The 17,411-nt window shown below is 45.4% G+C and carries 16 protein-coding genes; all 16 read right to left on the bottom strand.

The annotated features are described in order from the left end of the window. Position 1: 1 nt before the first annotated feature. Complete coding sequence (rplV, locus tag P3X63_RS00770; RefSeq protein ID WP_026586064.1) at positions 2-346, bottom strand: 50S ribosomal protein L22; 345 nt, start codon at positions 344-346, stop codon at positions 2-4. Positions 347-363: 17 nt separating this feature from the next. Next, positions 364-642 (bottom strand): 30S ribosomal protein S19, encoded by a 279-nt coding sequence (gene rpsS, locus P3X63_RS00765; protein ID WP_006640321.1) that lies wholly within the window; start codon positions 640-642, stop codon positions 364-366. Between the two features lie 57 nt (positions 643-699). Next, complete coding sequence (gene rplB / locus P3X63_RS00760; protein ID WP_026586065.1) at positions 700-1,533, bottom strand: 50S ribosomal protein L2; 834 nt, start codon at positions 1,531-1,533, stop codon at positions 700-702. A 31-nt stretch (positions 1,534-1,564) separates the two neighbouring features. After that, the gene (rplW, locus tag P3X63_RS00755; protein ID WP_026586066.1) at positions 1,565-1,852 is read right to left on the bottom strand and encodes a 50S ribosomal protein L23; all 288 of its coding nucleotides are present in this window, start codon (positions 1,850-1,852) and stop codon (positions 1,565-1,567) included. Further along, on the bottom strand, positions 1,852-2,475 hold the full coding sequence (gene rplD / locus P3X63_RS00750) for a 50S ribosomal protein L4 (RefSeq protein ID WP_077735273.1): 624 nt from the start codon (positions 2,473-2,475) through the stop codon (positions 1,852-1,854). Before rplD ends, rplW begins: the two co-directional genes overlap by 1 nt. 26 nt (positions 2,476-2,501) lie before the next feature. Continuing rightward, positions 2,502-3,131 carry a 50S ribosomal protein L3 gene (gene rplC / locus P3X63_RS00745; RefSeq protein ID WP_026586068.1) on the bottom strand — a complete coding sequence of 210 codons (630 nt, stop codon included), beginning with the start codon at positions 3,129-3,131 and terminating at the stop codon, positions 2,502-2,504. 38 nt (positions 3,132-3,169) lie between these two features. Beyond that, entirely contained in the window at positions 3,170-3,478 is a 309-nt protein-coding gene (rpsJ, locus tag P3X63_RS00740) for a 30S ribosomal protein S10 (protein ID WP_003156464.1), read from the bottom strand. A 322-nt stretch (positions 3,479-3,800) separates the two neighbouring features. After that, complete coding sequence (gene tuf, locus P3X63_RS00735; protein ID WP_026586069.1) at positions 3,801-4,991, bottom strand: elongation factor Tu; 1,191 nt, start codon at positions 4,989-4,991, stop codon at positions 3,801-3,803. Between the two features lie 118 nt (positions 4,992-5,109). Beyond that, positions 5,110-7,188 (bottom strand): elongation factor G, encoded by a 2,079-nt coding sequence (gene fusA, locus P3X63_RS00730; RefSeq protein ID WP_026586070.1) that lies wholly within the window; start codon positions 7,186-7,188, stop codon positions 5,110-5,112. Positions 7,189-7,237: 49 nt separating this feature from the next. Next, complete coding sequence (gene rpsG, locus P3X63_RS00725) at positions 7,238-7,708, bottom strand: 30S ribosomal protein S7 (RefSeq protein ID WP_006640314.1); 471 nt, start codon at positions 7,706-7,708, stop codon at positions 7,238-7,240. A 163-nt stretch (positions 7,709-7,871) separates the two neighbouring features. Beyond that, positions 7,872-8,288 (bottom strand): 30S ribosomal protein S12, encoded by a 417-nt coding sequence (rpsL, locus tag P3X63_RS00720; RefSeq protein WP_006640313.1) that lies wholly within the window; start codon positions 8,286-8,288, stop codon positions 7,872-7,874. Positions 8,289-8,392: 104 nt separating this feature from the next. Continuing rightward, entirely contained in the window at positions 8,393-8,641 is a 249-nt protein-coding gene (locus tag P3X63_RS00715) for a 50S ribosomal protein L7ae-like protein (protein ID WP_026586071.1), read from the bottom strand. Positions 8,642-8,762: 121 nt separating this feature from the next. Next, the gene (rpoC, locus tag P3X63_RS00710) at positions 8,763-12,362 is read right to left on the bottom strand and encodes a DNA-directed RNA polymerase subunit beta' (protein WP_026586072.1); all 3,600 of its coding nucleotides are present in this window, start codon (positions 12,360-12,362) and stop codon (positions 8,763-8,765) included. Positions 12,363-12,421: 59 nt separating this feature from the next. After that, positions 12,422-16,003 carry a DNA-directed RNA polymerase subunit beta gene (gene rpoB, locus P3X63_RS00705; RefSeq protein WP_026586073.1) on the bottom strand — a complete coding sequence of 1,194 codons (3,582 nt, stop codon included), beginning with the start codon at positions 16,001-16,003 and terminating at the stop codon, positions 12,422-12,424. A gap of 249 nt (positions 16,004-16,252) precedes the next feature. Next, positions 16,253-16,858, bottom strand: a complete 606-nt coding sequence (locus P3X63_RS00700) for a class I SAM-dependent methyltransferase (RefSeq protein WP_026586074.1) — start codon at positions 16,856-16,858, stop codon at positions 16,253-16,255. A 139-nt stretch (positions 16,859-16,997) separates the two neighbouring features. Beyond that, a complete protein-coding gene (gene rplL / locus P3X63_RS00695; protein WP_026586075.1) occupies positions 16,998-17,369 on the bottom strand; it encodes a 50S ribosomal protein L7/L12 in 372 nt (123 codons plus the stop codon). Positions 17,370-17,411 lie beyond the last annotated feature (42 nt).

Here is a 17,411-nt window from a genome sequence, read left to right as displayed (position 1 = left end):
GTTATCCCTCCTTCTTTTCTGATACAACGATAGTAATGTGGCTCGTACGTTTGTTGATTTGGCTTGCACGTCCCATAGCGCGCGGACGGAATCTTTTCAACGTAGGGCCTTCGTTCACGTAAGCTTGAGTAACAACCAGGCTGTTTGCATCCATTTCATAGTTGTGCTCAGCGTTAGCGATAGCAGATTTTAAAACTTTTTCAATAATCGGGGAAGCAGCTTTTGGCGTGTGGTTTAAGATTGATACTGCTTCACCTACTTGCTTGCCTCGAATCAGGTCCATTACTAGACGTGCCTTACGAGGAGCAATACGGACTGTTCTTGCGACAGCTTTAGCTTGTTGCATTTAAAAGCCTCCTCTCATTAGCGTCTTGTTTTTTTGTCATCACTAGCATGACCTTTGTAAGTACGAGTAGGTGCAAACTCACCCAACTTGTGACCTACCATATCTTCAGAGATGTAAACAGGCACATGTTTGCGTCCATCATAGACTGCGATTGTGTGACCGATGAATTGCGGGAAAATAGTTGAACGGCGAGACCAAGTTTTCACAACTTGTTTCTTATCCGTTTCATTTAATTTCTCGATTTTTGTCATTAGATGATCATCGACAAATGGTCCTTTTTTTAAGCTGCGAGCCATTTTGGAACCTCCCTTCGTGATTGCGCTACGGTCCGATAAGAACCGTAGACAACCCCGTTATTTATTTTTACGACGACGTACGATGAATTTATCTGACTTGTTCTTTTTCTTGCGAGTTTTGAATCCAAGAGTTGGTTTACCCCATGGAGACATAGGTGATTTACGTCCGATAGGTGCGCGTCCTTCACCACCGCCGTGTGGGTGATCGTTAGGGTTCATAACAGAACCGCGAACTGTAGGGCGAACGCCTTTCCAGCGAGAACGTCCTGCTTTACCGATGTTGATCAGTTCGTGCTGCTCGTTACCCACTTGACCGATTGTCGCGCGGCAAGCAGAAAGAATCATGCGAACTTCACCGGAGTTCAGACGTACAAGAACGTATTTACCTTCTTTACCAAGAACTTGAGCAGATGTACCAGCTGACCGTACCAGCTGTCCGCCTTTTCCTGGTTTCAATTCAATATTGTGCACAACTGTACCAACTGGGATGTTGATCAGTGGAAGTGCGTTACCTACTTTAATGTCAGCTTCTGAACCTGACATGATTTCAGTGCCTACTTCAAGCCCCTTAGGAGCCAAAATGTAGCGTTTTTCTCCGTCTACATAGTTAATTAGAGCAATGTTTGCTGAACGGTTTGGATCGTATTCAACTGTAGCAACGCGTCCAGGTATACCATCTTTATCGCGTTTGAAGTCGATAATACGATATTGGCGTTTATGTCCGCCGCCTTGATGACGTACAGTCAATTTCCCTTGGTTGTTACGTCCGCCTTTTTTATGAAGCGGGGCAAGCAAGGATTTTTCCGGCTGATCTGTCGTGATTTCAGCGAAATCAGAAGTCGTCATGCCGCGACGTCCGTTAGAGGTCGGTTTGTACTTTTTAATCGCCATTTTGAATTTCCCTCCTTCTTTTTACAAATGATTAAGCTTCAAAAATTTCGATTTCTTTGCTGTCTGCAGTAAGCTTGACAATGGCTTTTCTGCGTTTGTTCGTCATACCAGAGTAGCGGCCGACACGTTTGAATTTCCCTTTGTAGTTCATTATGTTGACTTTCTCAACTTTCACTCCAAAGATTTCTTCAACTGCATCTTTCACTTCTGTTTTATTAGCTCTTACGTCTACTTCAAACGTATATTTTTTTTCAGCCATTAAATCAGCAGAACGTTCAGTAATGACGGGGCGCTTAAGAACATCACGAGGATCTTTCATTATGCAAGCACCTCCTCTACTTTTTCAACCGCTGCTTTCGTCATCACAAGCTTCTCGTGACCGACAACATCAAGTACGTTGATTCCGTTAGCTTCAACGACTGTAACTCCAGGAAGGTTACGGGCAGAAAGTGCAACCGTTTCATTTACATCTGCAGTTACGATTAAAGCTTTTTTCTCAACAGAAAGGCCTGTAAGAACAGCAGCCATTTCTTTTGTTTTAACCGCATCAAGAGTAAGATCTTCAAGAACGATCAAGTTGTTGTCCTGCACTTTAGAAGACAATGCTGATTTGATTGCCAAGCGGCGAACTTTTTTCGGTAATTTATAAGCATAGCTGCGTGGTGTAGGACCGAATACGATACCACCTCCGCGCCATTGCGGTGAACGGATAGATCCCTGACGAGCACGGCCAGTGCCTTTTTGACGCCAAGGTTTACGACCTCCGCCACTAACTTCAGAACGATTTTTTACTTTGTGAGTTCCTTGACGCAAGGAAGCTCTTTGCATAAGAATAGCGTCGAATACTACGCTCTCATTTGGCTCGATCCCAAATACAGAGTCGTTTAATTCGATATCACCAGCAGTAGAACCGTTTTGGTTATATAATGCTACTTTTGGCATGATCAATTTCCTCCTTTCCTAAAGAGTTATTTAGATTTAACTGCACTTTTAATAGTGACTAGAGATTTTTTGGCGCCAGGAACGTTACCTTTAACTAAAAGAAGGTTGCGTTCTGCATCAACTTTTACGATTTCAAGGTTTTGAACAGTGATCTGCTCTCCGCCCATACGTCCAGGCAACAGTTTTCCTTTGAATACACGGTTAGGGTCTACCGGTCCCATTGAACCAGGACGACGATGGTAGCGGGAACCGTGAGACATAGGTCCACGAGATTGTCCGTGGCGTTTGATCGCACCTTGGAAACCTTTACCTTTTGATGTTCCTGTTACATCTACGATTTCTCCGTTAGAGAAAATATCAACTTTGACTTCCTGACCAACTTCATACGCATCCATATCCACTCCGCGTAGTTCTTTAACGAAGCGCTTAGGTGCAGTTTCCGCTTTTGCGACGTGGCCTTTTTCCGGCTTGTTGGCAAGCTTATCGCGCTTGTCGTCAAAACCGATCTGAATCGCTTCGTAGCCGTCGTTTTCAGCTGTTTTCTTTTGAAGTACAACGTTAGCTGCAGCTTCGATAACAGTTACCGGAATAAGATCACCGTTTTCTGCGAAAACTTGCGTCATACCAATTTTTCTTCCTAAGATTCCTTTGGTCATTCGTCACACCTCCTATAAAGATCATTCTATATTTTAGATTAAAGTTTAATTTCGATATCGACACCAGATGGTAGATCTAATCGCATTAGAGCATCGACAGTTTGCGGTGTTGGGTTCACAATGTCGATTAAACGTTTATGTGTACGCATTTCAAATTGCTCACGAGAATCTTTGTATTTGTGCACCGCACGAAGGATTGTGTAAACTGATTTCTCAGTTGGCAATGGAATCGGACCAGATACGCTGGCACCGGAACGTTTTGCCGTTTCAACAATCTTCTCAGCAGATTGATCAAGGATTCTATGATCATACGCTTTTAAACGAATACGAATTTTTTGTTTTGCCATTATTTTCCCTCCTTTTCGCCTACTTACGTTAGACAATTCTCCGTGAGAAAAACCTGCATCACCTTGCCATGGCAAAGCGGCCGGGTGTGTCAGCAACCTCTCACTTCATCGCAGTCAAAGACCAACATGCACTATTATACAAAATTTATAGGCATGTTGCAAGGCAATATTAAATATTAACCGTGTTTGCACACTTTTTTTATTATACAGATTCAGACTGTGTTAATCAAGGATATGAAGCCGGAAAATAAATCCCTCTACCAAACATGCGATAAATAAAAAAACGAGATCCATCCGGATCCCGTTTTTTTATTTTTAAGTATTATTCGGTGATAGAAGTTACAACACCAGAACCTACTGTACGTCCACCTTCACGGATAGAGAAGCGAGTTCCGTCTTCGATCGCGATTGTTGAAATCAATTCAACAGTCATTTCGATGTTGTCTCCAGGCATAACCATTTCTACGCCTTCTGGAAGCTGAATGATACCCGTTACGTCAGTTGTACGGAAGTAGAACTGAGGACGGTAGTTAGAGAAGAATGGAGTGTGACGTCCACCCTCTTCTTTAGAAAGAACGTAAACTTCAGCTTTAAATTTTTTGTGCGGAGTGATAGTACCTGGTTGAGCAAGTACTTGACCACGTTGGATTTCTTCACGAGATACACCGCGAAGAAGTGCACCGATGTTGTCTCCAGCTTCAGCATAGTCAAGAAGCTTACGGAACATTTCAACACCTGTAACAGTTGTTTTCTTGTTTTCTTCTTGAAGACCGATGATTTCAACTTCGTCACCGACTTTAACTTGACCGCGCTCTACGCGTCCAGTAGCAACTGTTCCACGACCAGTGATTGAGAATACGTCCTCAACAGGCATCATGAATGGTTTGTCAGTATCGCGCTCTGGAGTTGGGATGTACTCGTCAACCGCATCCATCAGTTCGAAGATTTTAGCTTCGTAATCAGCATCACCTTCAAGAGCTTTAAGAGCAGAACCTTTGATAACTGGTACATCATCACCAGGGAATTCGTACTCAGAAAGAAGGTCACGAACTTCCATTTCAACTAGTTCAAGAAGCTCTTCATCGTCTACCATGTCGCATTTGTTCAAGAATACTACGATGTAAGGCACGCCAACGTTACGAGAAAGAAGGATGTGCTCACGAGTTTGCGGCATTGGGCCGTCAGCAGCAGATACAACAAGGATCGCTCCGTCCATTTGCGCAGCACCTGTGATCATGTTTTTAACATAGTCAGCGTGTCCTGGGCAGTCAACGTGTGCATAGTGACGAGTATCAGTTTCATACTCAACGTGTGCAGTAGAGATTGTGATTCCACGCTCGCGCTCTTCTGGAGCACCATCGATTTGGTCGTATGCCATAGCAGTACCTTTACCAGATTTCTTATGAAGTACTGTAGTGATAGCAGCTGTTAATGTAGTTTTACCATGGTCAACGTGTCCAATTGTACCAATGTTGGCATGTGATTTGGAACGGTCGAATTTTTCTTTAGCCATTCTGAAAATCCTCCTTAAAAAGGTTATTTTATTGATATAGAGTGATAGAAAGTGAAAGCTGTGTTTCACTTTCTCATCTTACAATAGTAGTTATACTTTAATGAAGCGGCAAAATCAATTATTCGCCTTTATTTTTTTTGATGATCTCATCACTGATGCTCTTAGGCACTTCTTCATAGTGATCAAAGTGCATTGTGAACGTACCGCGGCCTTGCGTGTTTGAACGAAGCGCAGTTGCGTATCCAAACATTTCAGAAAGCGGAACCATTGCGCGAACAACTTGAGCGTTTCCGCGGCCTTCCATACCTTCTACGCGTCCACGGCGTGATGTGATGTCACCCATGATGTCTCCCATGTATTCTTCAGGGATAACGACTTCAACTTTCGCAATCGGCTCAAGAAGAACCGGGCTACATTTGCTTGCAGCGTTTTTAAGCGCCATAGAAGCGGCGATTTTAAACGCCATTTCGTTTGAGTCAACATCATGGTAAGAACCATCATACAATTTAGCTTTGATGTCGATAACCGGGTAGCCTGCGATTACACCGTTTTGCAGCGCATCTTCAAGTCCCGCTTGAACAGCCGGAATGTATTCACGTGGAACGACACCACCGACGATTGCGTTTTCGAATTCAAAGCCTTTTCCTTCTTCGTTTGGAGAGAATTCGATCCAAACGTGTCCGAATTGTCCGCGTCCACCAGATTGACGTACGAATTTACCTTCAACTTGCGCGCTCGCACGGAATGTTTCACGATACGCAACTTGAGGAGCACCTACGTTGGCTTCAACTTTAAATTCGCGTTTCATACGGTCAACGATGATATCAAGGTGAAGCTCACCCATACCGCCGATGATCGTTTGACCAGTTTCCGCATCGGTATGCGCGCGGAAAGTTGGATCTTCTTCAGCCAGTTTAGACAGCGCTGTAGACATTTTGTCTTGGTCGGCTTTTGACTTAGGCTCGATTGCAACGTGGATAACCGGCTCAGGGAATTCCATTGATTCCAGGATAACCAGGCTTTTCTCGTCGCAAAGCGTGTCACCAGTCGTCGTATCTTTCAGACCTACAGCTGCTGCGATATCTCCTGCGTATACAGTAGAGATTTCTTCACGGCTGTTGGCGTGCATTTGCAGGATACGTCCGACACGCTCACGTTTGCCTTTTGTTGAGTTTCTTACGTATGAACCGGAATCAAGCGTTCCTGAGTACACACGGAAGAATGTCAGTTTACCGACATAAGGGTCGGTCATAACTTTAAATGCCAACGCTGAGAAAGGTGCATCGTCAGAAGACTCACGAGTAACCTCTTCGTCAGTATCAGGCACAATACCTTTGATCGCTTCAACATCAGTTGGAGCTGGAAGGTAGTCAAGAACTGCATCAAGCACTAATTGAACACCTTTGTTTTTGAAAGCTGAACCACAAAGAACCGGGTAGAACTCAACGTTACAAGTTCCTTTACGGATTGCTGCTTTCAGCTCGTCAATTGTGATTTCTTCGCCTTCCAAGTACTTCATCATAAGCTCTTCATCAAGCTCAGCAACAGCTTCAATTAAGCTGGCGCGAAGCTCTTCAGCTTTATCTTTGTACTCAGCAGGGATTTCACGCGCTTCAGAGCGTGTTCCAAGATCATCTTCGTAGTAATACGCAACGTTTTCTACAAGATCGATGATCCCTTCAAAGTTGTCTTCGGCGCCAATCGGTAATTGGATCGCGTGAGCGTTTGCCTCAAGACGGTCTCTAAGAGTTCCTACAGAGTAAAGGAAATCCGCACCGGTTTTGTCCATTTTGTTGACAAATACGATACGAGGTACTCCGTAAGTTGTTGCCTGACGCCAAACTGTTTCAGTTTGCGGCTCAACGCCTGATTGAGCGTCAAGAACGGCAACGGCACCATCAAGTACGCGCAGGGAACGTTCAACCTCTACAGTGAAGTCTACGTGTCCTGGTGTATCGATGATGTTAACGCGGTGGCCTTTCCATTGTGCGGTTGTCGCAGCAGATGTAATCGTGATACCGCGTTCTTGTTCCTGCTCCATCCAGTCCATTTGGGAAGCCCCTTCATGAGTTTCACCAATTTTATGAATACGGCCTGTATAGAACAAGATACGTTCAGTTGTTGTCGTCTTACCGGCATCGATGTGAGCCATGATCCCGATATTACGAGTTTTTTCTAAGGAGAACTCTCTTGCCATTGGGTCTTTTCTCCTTCCTTCTTAGGGAATAATATTTTGTCGTTAAAGATTACCAGCGATAGTGAGCAAACGCTTTGTTCGCTTCAGCCATCTTATGAGTATCTTCACGTTTCTTAACAGCAGCACCAGTGTTGTTGGCTGCATCTAAAATTTCGTTGGCTAAACGCTCTTCCATCGTTTTTTCTCCGCGAAGACGAGCGTAGTTTACCAACCAGCGAAGTCCAAGAGTCGTACGACGTTCAGGACGAACCTCTACAGGCACTTGGTAGTTCGCACCACCTACACGGCGTGCTTTTACTTCAAGTACAGGCATGATGTTTTTCAATGCTTGTTCGAAAACCTCCATTGCATCGTTGCCGGTACGTTCTTTAATGATATCGAATGACTTGTATAGGATTGTTTGAGCTTTACCTTTTTTACCGTCGATCATCATTTTGTTGATCAAACGAGTAACCAGCTTAGAATTGTAAATCGGATCAGGTAAAACGTCTCTTTTTGCTACAGGACCTTTACGTGGCATCTGATTATCCTCCCTTCTCTTGTTACGGGTTTGAATAAGCGAGGAATTTCGCGGCTATGCCCGTAGAGGCGGCATCCGCTTTTCGGGCGGAAGCACAATGCCCTTAACAGCATTGCCAGAACTCCTTGCTTTTAAAAACCCTTTTATTTGTATTTAAACTGCATTATTTTTTCTTAGGACGTTTTGTACCGTATTTAGAACGGCCTTGTGCACGGTTTTCAACTCCGGCAGTATCAAGTGCGCCACGCACGATGTGGTAGCGTACCCCCGGTAAGTCTTTAACACGTCCGCCGCGGATTAATACGACACTGTGCTCTTGCAGGTTGTGTCCGATACCAGGAATGTAGGCAGTAACCTCGATTCCGTTTGTCAAACGAACACGGGCATATTTACGAAGCGCTGAGTTCGGCTTCTTCGGTGTCATTGTACCAACACGAGTACATACCCCGCGTTTTTGTGGTGAAGACACGTTAGTGTGCTCTTTCTTAAAGCTGTTGTATCCTTTGTTAAGTGCAGGAGACTTGGAAGTTTCAACTTTGTTCACACGTCCCTTGCGTACTAACTGATTAATTGTAGGCATGTTGTATTTCCTCCCTTCATCATGTTTTATAACCCACATACCCAGGTGGTTCATTTAAAAGCAAAAAACAATGCCTTTGCATAAAAGCAAAAACAACGAGTACGTTATTGAATAATGGCAACAGCTGCCGCACCGACTTCAATTCCGCAAGCTTTGCCGAGCTTTTTCATGGACTCAGCCAATGAGACGGGAACACCCTGTTCATTCGCCAGGTGAATAACACCTGCTGTCAGATGGGGATCTGCGTCTTTCGCAACGACAACTTCCTTCACAGAATTTCGTTTGAGTGCTTTAACTGTCTGCTTCGTACCGATGATGATTGATTGAGCCTGTGATACTTTATCATAAGACATAAGACATCCTCCAAAGTAACAGGTTTAAATTGAGCACCTTGGTTATATTATCATCCTGAAAGAAGGATGTCAACATAGTATGACAATTTTTAGTGACATCCTTCTTTAGGATATTTTAAATCTATTCTGCCGGAACCATTTCATCGGAAGATTGAACTTGCAATACCGGCTTCACTTTACGGTAGTTGAGCATACCTGTTCCCGCCGGGACAAGCTTACCGATGATGACATTCTCTTTCAGGCCGAGAAGTTCATCCCGTTTTCCTTTGATTGCTGCATCTGTCAGGACGCGTGTTGTTTCCTGGAATGACGCGGCAGACAAGAAGGAATCCGTTTCAAGAGACGCTTTTGTGATACCGAGCAGCACCGGACGGCCTGTTGCAGGTCGTTTTCCTTCAAGCAGCACCTTTTTGTTCGCTTGTGTAAACTGGTGAATATCGAGAAGTGTGCCAGGCAGTACATCTGTATCACCGGCATCGATAACACGCACTTTGCGAAGCATCTGGCGGACCATAACTTCAACGTGCTTATCTCCGATTTCAACCCCCTGCATACGGTAAACCTTCTGCACTTCGTGAAGCAGATATTCCTGAACCGTCGTAATGTCGGTTACTTTCAGAAGCTCTTTCGGATCGACCGAACCTTCCGTCAGAACCTGACCGCGGGAGATTTTCTCTCCTTCAGTTACTTTCAGACGGGCGTTGTACGGCGCCGTATAAGAACGGCTTTCAACTTCACCCTGAACGACGATTTCCTGCTGTTTATCGCGAACTTCATTGATTTCAGCTACGACACCGTCAATTTCAGAGATCGTCGCCTGACCTTTAGGGTTACGCGCTTCAAATAATTCCTGAATACGCGGCAAACCTTGTGTAATATCGTCTCCGGCAACACCGCCCGTATGGAAGGTACGCATTGTTAGCTGTGTACCAGGCTCACCGATGGATTGGGCAGCGATGATTCCGACTGCTTCACCGACTTCAACATCGGTTCCTGTCGCCAGGTTGCGGCCATAGCATCGTTTACATACCCCGTGTGACGTATTACATGTAAAGGCGGAACGAATCCATACTTCTTCGATGCCGGCTTCGACGATTTCAAGCGCTTTGTCCTCGTCGATCAGCTCGTTTTCGTTCACGATCACTTCGCCGGTTTCCGGATGTTTAACAGGCTTTCTTGCAAAGCGGCCAATGAGACGTTCTTCAAGACGCTCGATCACTTCTGTGCCTTCTGTGATGGCTTTTGCAAGAATACCGCGGTCAGTGCCGCAATCTGTCTCACGAATGATGACATCTTGGGCAACGTCTACAAGACGTCTTGTCAAGTAGCCTGAGTCGGCTGTCTTCAGCGCTGTATCGGCAAGACCTTTACGCGCACCGTGTGTGGAGATAAAGTACTCCAGAACCGTTAAACCTTCGCGGAAACTTGACTTGATCGGAAGCTCGATAATCCGTCCGGCCGGGTTGGCCATCAGACCCCGCATACCCGCAAGCTGCGTAAAGTTTGATGCGTTACCCCGGGCTCCGGAATCACTCATCATATAGATCGGGTTGATTTCATCCAAGGATTTCATCAGCTTGCCTTGGATCGTATCCTTAGCCGCACTCCAGATGGAAATGACGCGTTCATAACGCTCTTCTTCTGTAATCAGACCGCGTCTGAACTGCTTCAGAACGTTATCGACTTTTCCTTGTGCTTCCTCAAGAATTTCCTGTTTGTCATCCAAGACGACGATATCGGAAACACCGACCGTGATACCGGCTTTTGTTGAATATTTAAAGCCGAGATTCTTCATGCGATCAAGCATTTTTGACGTTTCTGTAATGTGGAATCTTTTGAAGATCTCCGCAATGATTTTACCTAGGATGCCTTTTTTGAACGGCGGATTGATTTCTTGCTTTTGAATCGCCTCTTTCACATCGGCTCCGTAGTCCAGGAAGAAACGGTCAGGCGTTTTTTCTTCAATATTGCTCTTCGTCGGTTCGTTCATGTATGGGAACGAAGCCGGAAGAATTTCATTGAAGATCAGCTTTCCGACTGTTGTAATCAGCAGTTTTGAACGCTGTTCTTCTGTGAATGTTTCATTTTTCAGGGAGTTAACCGCAACGGCCACTCTCGTATGCAAATGAACATATCCGTTTTGATAAGCAAGCAGCGCTTCATCTGTATCTTTGAAAACCATACCTTCGCCGACAGCACCAGGGCGTTCAAGCGTCAGGTAGTAGTTTCCAAGAACCATATCCTGAGACGGTGTAACAACCGGTTTTCCGTCTTTAGGGTTCAAGATGTTTTGCGCAGCAAGCATCAGAATACGCGCTTCAGCTTGCGCTTCGGCTGATAATGGAACGTGAACGGCCATTTGGTCACCGTCAAAGTCAGCGTTGTATGCCGTACATACAAGCGGGTGAAGACGGATGGCGCGGCCTTCAACAAGCGTTGGTTCAAACGCTTGGATCCCCAGCCTGTGAAGCGTAGGTGCACGGTTGAGCAGAACCGGGTGTTCCTTGATGACTGATTCAAGAACATCCCATACTTCAGGCTGAACGCGCTCAATTTTACGCTTCGCACTCTTAATATTGTGGGCAAGACCTTTTTCGACAAGCTCTTTCATGACGAATGGCTTGAACAGCTCCAAAGCCATCTCTTTCGGAAGGCCGCATTGGTACATTTTCAGGTTCGGACCTACGACGATAACCGAACGGCCTGAATAGTCAACACGCTTACCGAGAAGGTTTTGACGGAAACGGCCCTGTTTACCTTTCAGCATGTGAGAAAGGGATTTGAGCGGTCTGTTTCCAGGTCCCGTAACCGGACGTCCTCTGCGTCCGTTATCGATCAGCGCGTCAACGGCTTCCTGAAGCATACGCTTTTCGTTTTGAACGATAATGCTCGGTGCTCCAAGATCCAGTAGACGTTTTAAACGATTGTTACGGTTGATGACGCGGCGGTAAAGGTCGTTAAGGTCAGAAGTCGCAAAACGTCCGCCGTCAAGCTGCACCATAGGTCTCAGCTCAGGTGGAATGACCGGAAGAACGTCAAGGATCATCCAAGACGGTTTGTTTCCGGAGTTACGGAACGCTTCCAACACTTCAAGACGCTTGATCGCACGCGTACGGCGCTGTCCTTGAGACGTTTTCAGCTCTTCTTTGAGCATATCCACTTCCTTGTCAAGATCGATATCTTGAAGGAGCTTATGAATCGCTTCAGCCCCCATGGAAGCTTGAAATTTATTGCCGTATTTATCAAGGTACGCACGGTATTCTTTTTCAGAAAGAAGCTGCTTTTTCTCAAGCGGCGTATTGGCCGGATCTGTTACGACATAAGAAGCAAAGTAAATGACTTCTTCCAATGCGCGCGGAGACATATCCAGCACAAGACCCATACGGCTTGGGATTCCTTTGAAATACCAGATGTGAGAAACCGGGGCTGCCAGCTCGATATGCCCCATTCTCTCACGACGGACTTTAGCCCGGGTTACTTCTACTCCACAACGGTCGCAGACTACGCCTTTATAACGAACCCGCTTGTACTTCCCGCAATGGCATTCCCAGTCCTTTTGAGGACCGAAAATGCGCTCGCAGAATAGACCATCTTTTTCAGGTTTCAAAGTACGATAGTTGATTGTTTCAGGCTTTTTCACTTCTCCGTAAGACCATGAACGGATTTTATCAGGTGAAGCGAGACCGATGTTCATATACTCAAAATTGTTCACATCCAGCAAGGGGCCTACCTCCCTTTTTATCTTCGGGTTATACCCTGTCACTTGCGTAAAAAATTCAGTTATTCTTTTGTGACGACGTCTCGTTCAGCATCAGCAGAAACAAAATCTTCGCCTTCATCATCGTTTGATAATGAAAGACCTTCGTTTTGTTTTGCATCTTCATCGTCTTCCAAGTCTCTCATTTCAATTTCTTCTTCATCGCTTGAAAGAATTTTAACGTCCATACCCAAGCTTTGAAGCTCTTTGATCAATACTTTGAACGACTCTGGAACGCCAGGTTCTGGAACGTTGTCTCCTTTTACGATGGCTTCATAAGTTTTCACACGGCCCACGACATCGTCGGATTTGACAGTGAGAATTTCTTGCAGCGTGTATGCCGCGCCGTAAGCTTCGAGCGCCCATACTTCCATCTCACCGAAACGCTGTCCGCCGAACTGTGCTTTACCTCCGAGAGGCTGCTGGGTAACGAGTGAATAAGGACCGGTTGAACGGGCATGCAGTTTGTCGTCAACCATGTGGGCAAGTTTGATCATATACATGATTCCCACGGAAACCCTGTTATCAAATGGCTCACCGGTACGGCCGTCGTAAAGGACGGTTTTCGCATCTCGTGACATGCCGGCTTCTTCAAGCGTTTCCCACACGTCTTCCTCGCGGGCGCCGTCGAATACCGGTGATGCAACATGCAGGCCGAGTCGGCGTGCAGCCATACCGAGGTGAAGCTCCAATACCTGCCCGATGTTCATACGCGATGGAACACCAAGCGGGTTTAACATGATATCGATCGGTGTACCGTCAGGAAGATACGGCATATCTTCTTCCGGAAGAATTTTCGAAATAACACCTTTGTTACCGTGACGTCCGGCCATTTTGTCCCCTTCAGAAATCTTACGCTTCTGAACGATGTACACGCGGACAAGCTGGTTGACGCCAGGAGGCAGTTCATCCCCGTCTTCGCGGTTGAAGACTTTAACATCAAGGATGATTCCGCCGCCGCCGTGCGGAACACGGAGTGACGTATCGCGGACTTCGCGCGCTTTTTCTCCAAAGATGGCGTGTAGCAGGCGCTCTTCTGCTGTAAGCTCTGTCACACCTTTAGGCGTAACTTTACCAACAAGAAGGTCCCCGTCTTTCACTTCGGCACCGACACGGATGATTCCGCGTTCATCGAGATTGCGGAGAGCATCCTCACCGACGTTCGGAATATCGCGGGTGATTTCTTCAGGTCCGAGTTTTGTATCCCGGGCTTCTGATTCGTATTCTTCAATATGGATAGACGTATAAACGTCGTCTTTTACAAGGCGTTCGCTCATGATGATGGCGTCCTCATAGTTGTAGCCATCCCATGTCATAAAGCCGACCATGACGTTGCGTCCAAGGGCAAGTTCACCTTTTTCCATGGATGGACCGTCAGCTAAAATTTCACCTTTTTCAACTTCGTCTCCGACGCTTACGATCGGACGCTGGTTGTAGCATGTTCCCTGGTTGGAACGGACAAACTTCAGCAAGCTGTATTTATCAAGGTTTCCTTTAACTTTTTGGCCGTCGATTTCTTCATAGCGGCGCACCCATACGTTTTTCGCTTCCACCCGTTCAACGATTCCCGGATGGCGGCAAATCACAGCTGCACCGGAGTCTTTTGCAGACACGTATTCCATTCCTGTTCCGACAACTGGTGATTCAGGCTGCATAAGCGGCACAGCCTGACGCTGCATGTTCGCTCCCATCAGGGCGCGGTTTGAGTCATCGTTTTCCAAGAAAGGAATACATGCGGTTGCTGCAGAAACAACCTGCTTAGGAGAAACGTCCATGTAATCGACGCGGTCTTTGGAAACAACAGTGTTCTCACCTCTGAAGCGGGCGACGATGCTGTCGTCTACAAATGATCCGTCGTCATTAAGGCGTGCGTTTGCCTGTGCAACAACATAGTTATCTTCTTCATCAGCCGTTAAGTAGTCGATCCTCGGCGTTACTTTTCCTGTCTCAGGATCAACACGGCGGTACGGTGTTTCGATAAATCCGAAACGGTTCACTTTCGCAAATGAAGAAAGCGAGTTGATCAAGCCGATGTTCGGACCCTCAGGCGTTTCAATCGGACACATCCGGCCGTAGTGGGAGTAGTGAACGTCACGCACTTCCATTCCGGCACGCTCACGGGTCAAACCGCCAGGTCCAAGCGCTGATAGACGACGCTTATGCGTCAGCTCAGCGAGAGGATTCGTCTGGTCCATGAATTGAGAAAGCTGTGAGCTTCCGAAAAATTCTTTAATTGAAGCGATAACCGGGCGAATATTAATCAACTGCTGCGGTGTGATCGTGTTTGTATCTTGAATAGACATTCTTTCACGAACAACACGCTCCATTCTGCTCAAACCGATGCGGAACTGGTTTTGCAGAAGCTCGCCTACTGAACGAAGACGGCGGTTGCCCAGATGGTCAATATCATCGGTATCGCCTACTCCGTGAAGCAGGTTAAAGAAATAACTGATCGAAGAAATGATATCGGAAGGAGTGATATTTTTGACGCCTTCTTCGATAAAAGCATTTCCAATCACATTGATTGTCTGCTCGCCTTCTTGATCGGTAGGGGCGTAGATTTTGATCGATTGAAGCGTCACTTCATCTTCGACTACTCCGCCATTTGGATAAAGCTTTTTAAAACCGATTCCTTCTTCTAGATACGGCAGCACTTTATCAAGTGTTCTTCTGTCCAAAATCGCACCTTTTTCAGCAATGATTTCACCTGTTTCAGGATCCACAAGCGTTTCAGCAAGCCGCTGATTGAAAAGGCGGTTTTTGATATGAAGCTTTTTATTAATTTTGTAGCGTCCTACACTCGCAAGATCATATCTTTTTGGATCGAAGAATCTTGAATCAAGCAAGCTTTTTGCGTTTTCTACCGTAGGCGGCTCTCCCGGACGGAGACGCTCATAGATTTCAAGAAGCGCTTTGTCGGTGTTTTCGGTATTATCTTTATCAAGCGTATTGCGCAAATACTCGTTTTCACCGATCAGATCGATAATCTCCTGATCAGATCCGAAGCCGAGAGCACGCAAAAGAACCGTAACCGGCAACTTACGTGTGCGATCAATGCGGACATAAACAACATCTTTCGCATCAGTCTCGTATTCTAACCATGCGCCACGGTTTGGAATGACAGTCGCAGTAAAACCTTTCTTACCGTTTTTGTCAACTTTACCACTGTAATATACACTTGGAGAACGAACGAGCTGGGATACGATAACGCGCTCCGCACCGTTGATAATGAAGGTTCCAGTATCAGTCATAATAGGGAAGTCGCCCATAAAGACGTCCTGATCCTTGACCTCGCCGGTCTCTTTGTTGATTAAGCGAACTTTGACCCGCAGCGGCGCTGAGTAAGTCACGTCTCGTTCTTTTGATTCTTCTACCGGATACTTAGGCTCACCCAAGCTGTAGTCGATAAATTCCAGAGAGAGGTTACCAGTGAAATCCTCAATTGGCGATATGTCTTGAAACATCTCTCTAAGACCCTCATCAAGAAACCACTGATAAGAAGAGGTTTGAATTTCAATGAGATTTGGTAATTCTAACACTTCGCTAATGCGTGCATAGCTTCTGCGCTGGCGGTGTCGTCCATACTGAACTAGTTGACCTGTCAACTGATTCACCCCTCAAATCATGCGTAATATATGTGTAACAAGCATTTCTCCGCAAATATGTAAGAAATACTTTTACAAGACAAAAGAAAAAAGGGTTTCTAATTTAGAAAACCACATCCAAAAACAAAATACCGATTTTATTAGTGTTCCCAAAAATGTATATTTTATACAGGCTGAGGCGTTTCTTAAAAACGGCAGCAAAATATATACATTGGCATTTTATAATGTTAACATAGCTGAAAATTCGAGTCAAACTTTTTTTGCTCTGATGATATAGTACCCTTTCTTTTTTTGAACGACTTCAACGTCCGCAAAAAGTTCTTTTAATTTATCAATGGCAGAAGGACCGCCTTGTTTTTTCTGAATGACGACCCACAAGTCGCCTGAAGGCCGCAAATGTTCAGCGCTGTTTTCAAAGATGGCGTGTACTGTTTTTTTCCCGGCACGTATAGGGGGATTTGTGATAATGGAAGCGAATTTTTTTGCAGGTTCGACGTTGGAAAACAGATCGCTTTGATATACTTCAACATTGTTGATCTGGTTGTTTAACGCGTTTTCCTTCGATAGTTCGACAGCTCTTTCATTGACATCAATCATGTGAACCGTCCGATCTTCGAAATCCGCAGCAAGCGAAAGGCCAATCGGGCCATATCCGCAGCCTACATCCAAAAAATCACCTTCTGCATCAGGTTCACGGAAAGCTTCAATCAGCAGCCTTGAACCAAAGTCCACCTCTTTTTTTGAAAAGACCCCGCTGTCGCTGATAAAAGTAAACGTCCGGTTTCTCAAACGAAATGTCCACGTTTTTCTGCTGCTTTTTGCTGAAGGTTTTTCCGAATAATAATGGTCAGTCATCACAGAACCTCCTCAGTTGGTGAACTCTCCAGATATCTTGAGACAAGATGGCTTTTCTTATGCGGAAGGGACTACAATTAATTAGCAAAGAAAAAGCCCGCTTTTAAAAGCGAGCTTTCCCCTAAAGATTAGGTGAAGATTACTTAACTTCTACAGAAGCGCCAACTTCTTCAAGTTTAGCTTTAAGCTCTTCAGCTTCTTCTTTCGCAATACCTTCTTTAAGAGGTTTTGGCGTGTTGTCAACAAGTTCTTTAGCTTCTTTCAAGCCAAGACCAGTGATTTCACGAACAACTTTGATAACTTTGATTTTTTGATCCCCTGCACCAGCAAGAACAAGATCAAATTCAGTTTTCTCTTCAGCAGCAGCGCCGCCAGCAGCTCCACCAGCTACAGCTACAGGAGCAGCAGCAGTTACGCCAAATTCTTCTTCGATTGCTTTTACTAAGTCGTTCAATTCAAGCACAGTTGCTTCTTTAACGGAAGCAATGATTTCTTCGATATTTAAAGCCATTTGTAATTCCTCCATTTGTTTTAAATTTGAAAAACGATTAAA

Origin of the sequence: Bacillus sp. HSf4 (genome assembly GCF_029537375.1) — a bacterium.
Classification (GTDB): domain Bacteria; phylum Bacillota; class Bacilli; order Bacillales; family Bacillaceae; genus Bacillus; species Bacillus sonorensis_A.
The sequence above is the reverse complement of the archived record's forward strand: the minus strand, read 5'-3'. Positions and strand labels throughout refer to the sequence as shown.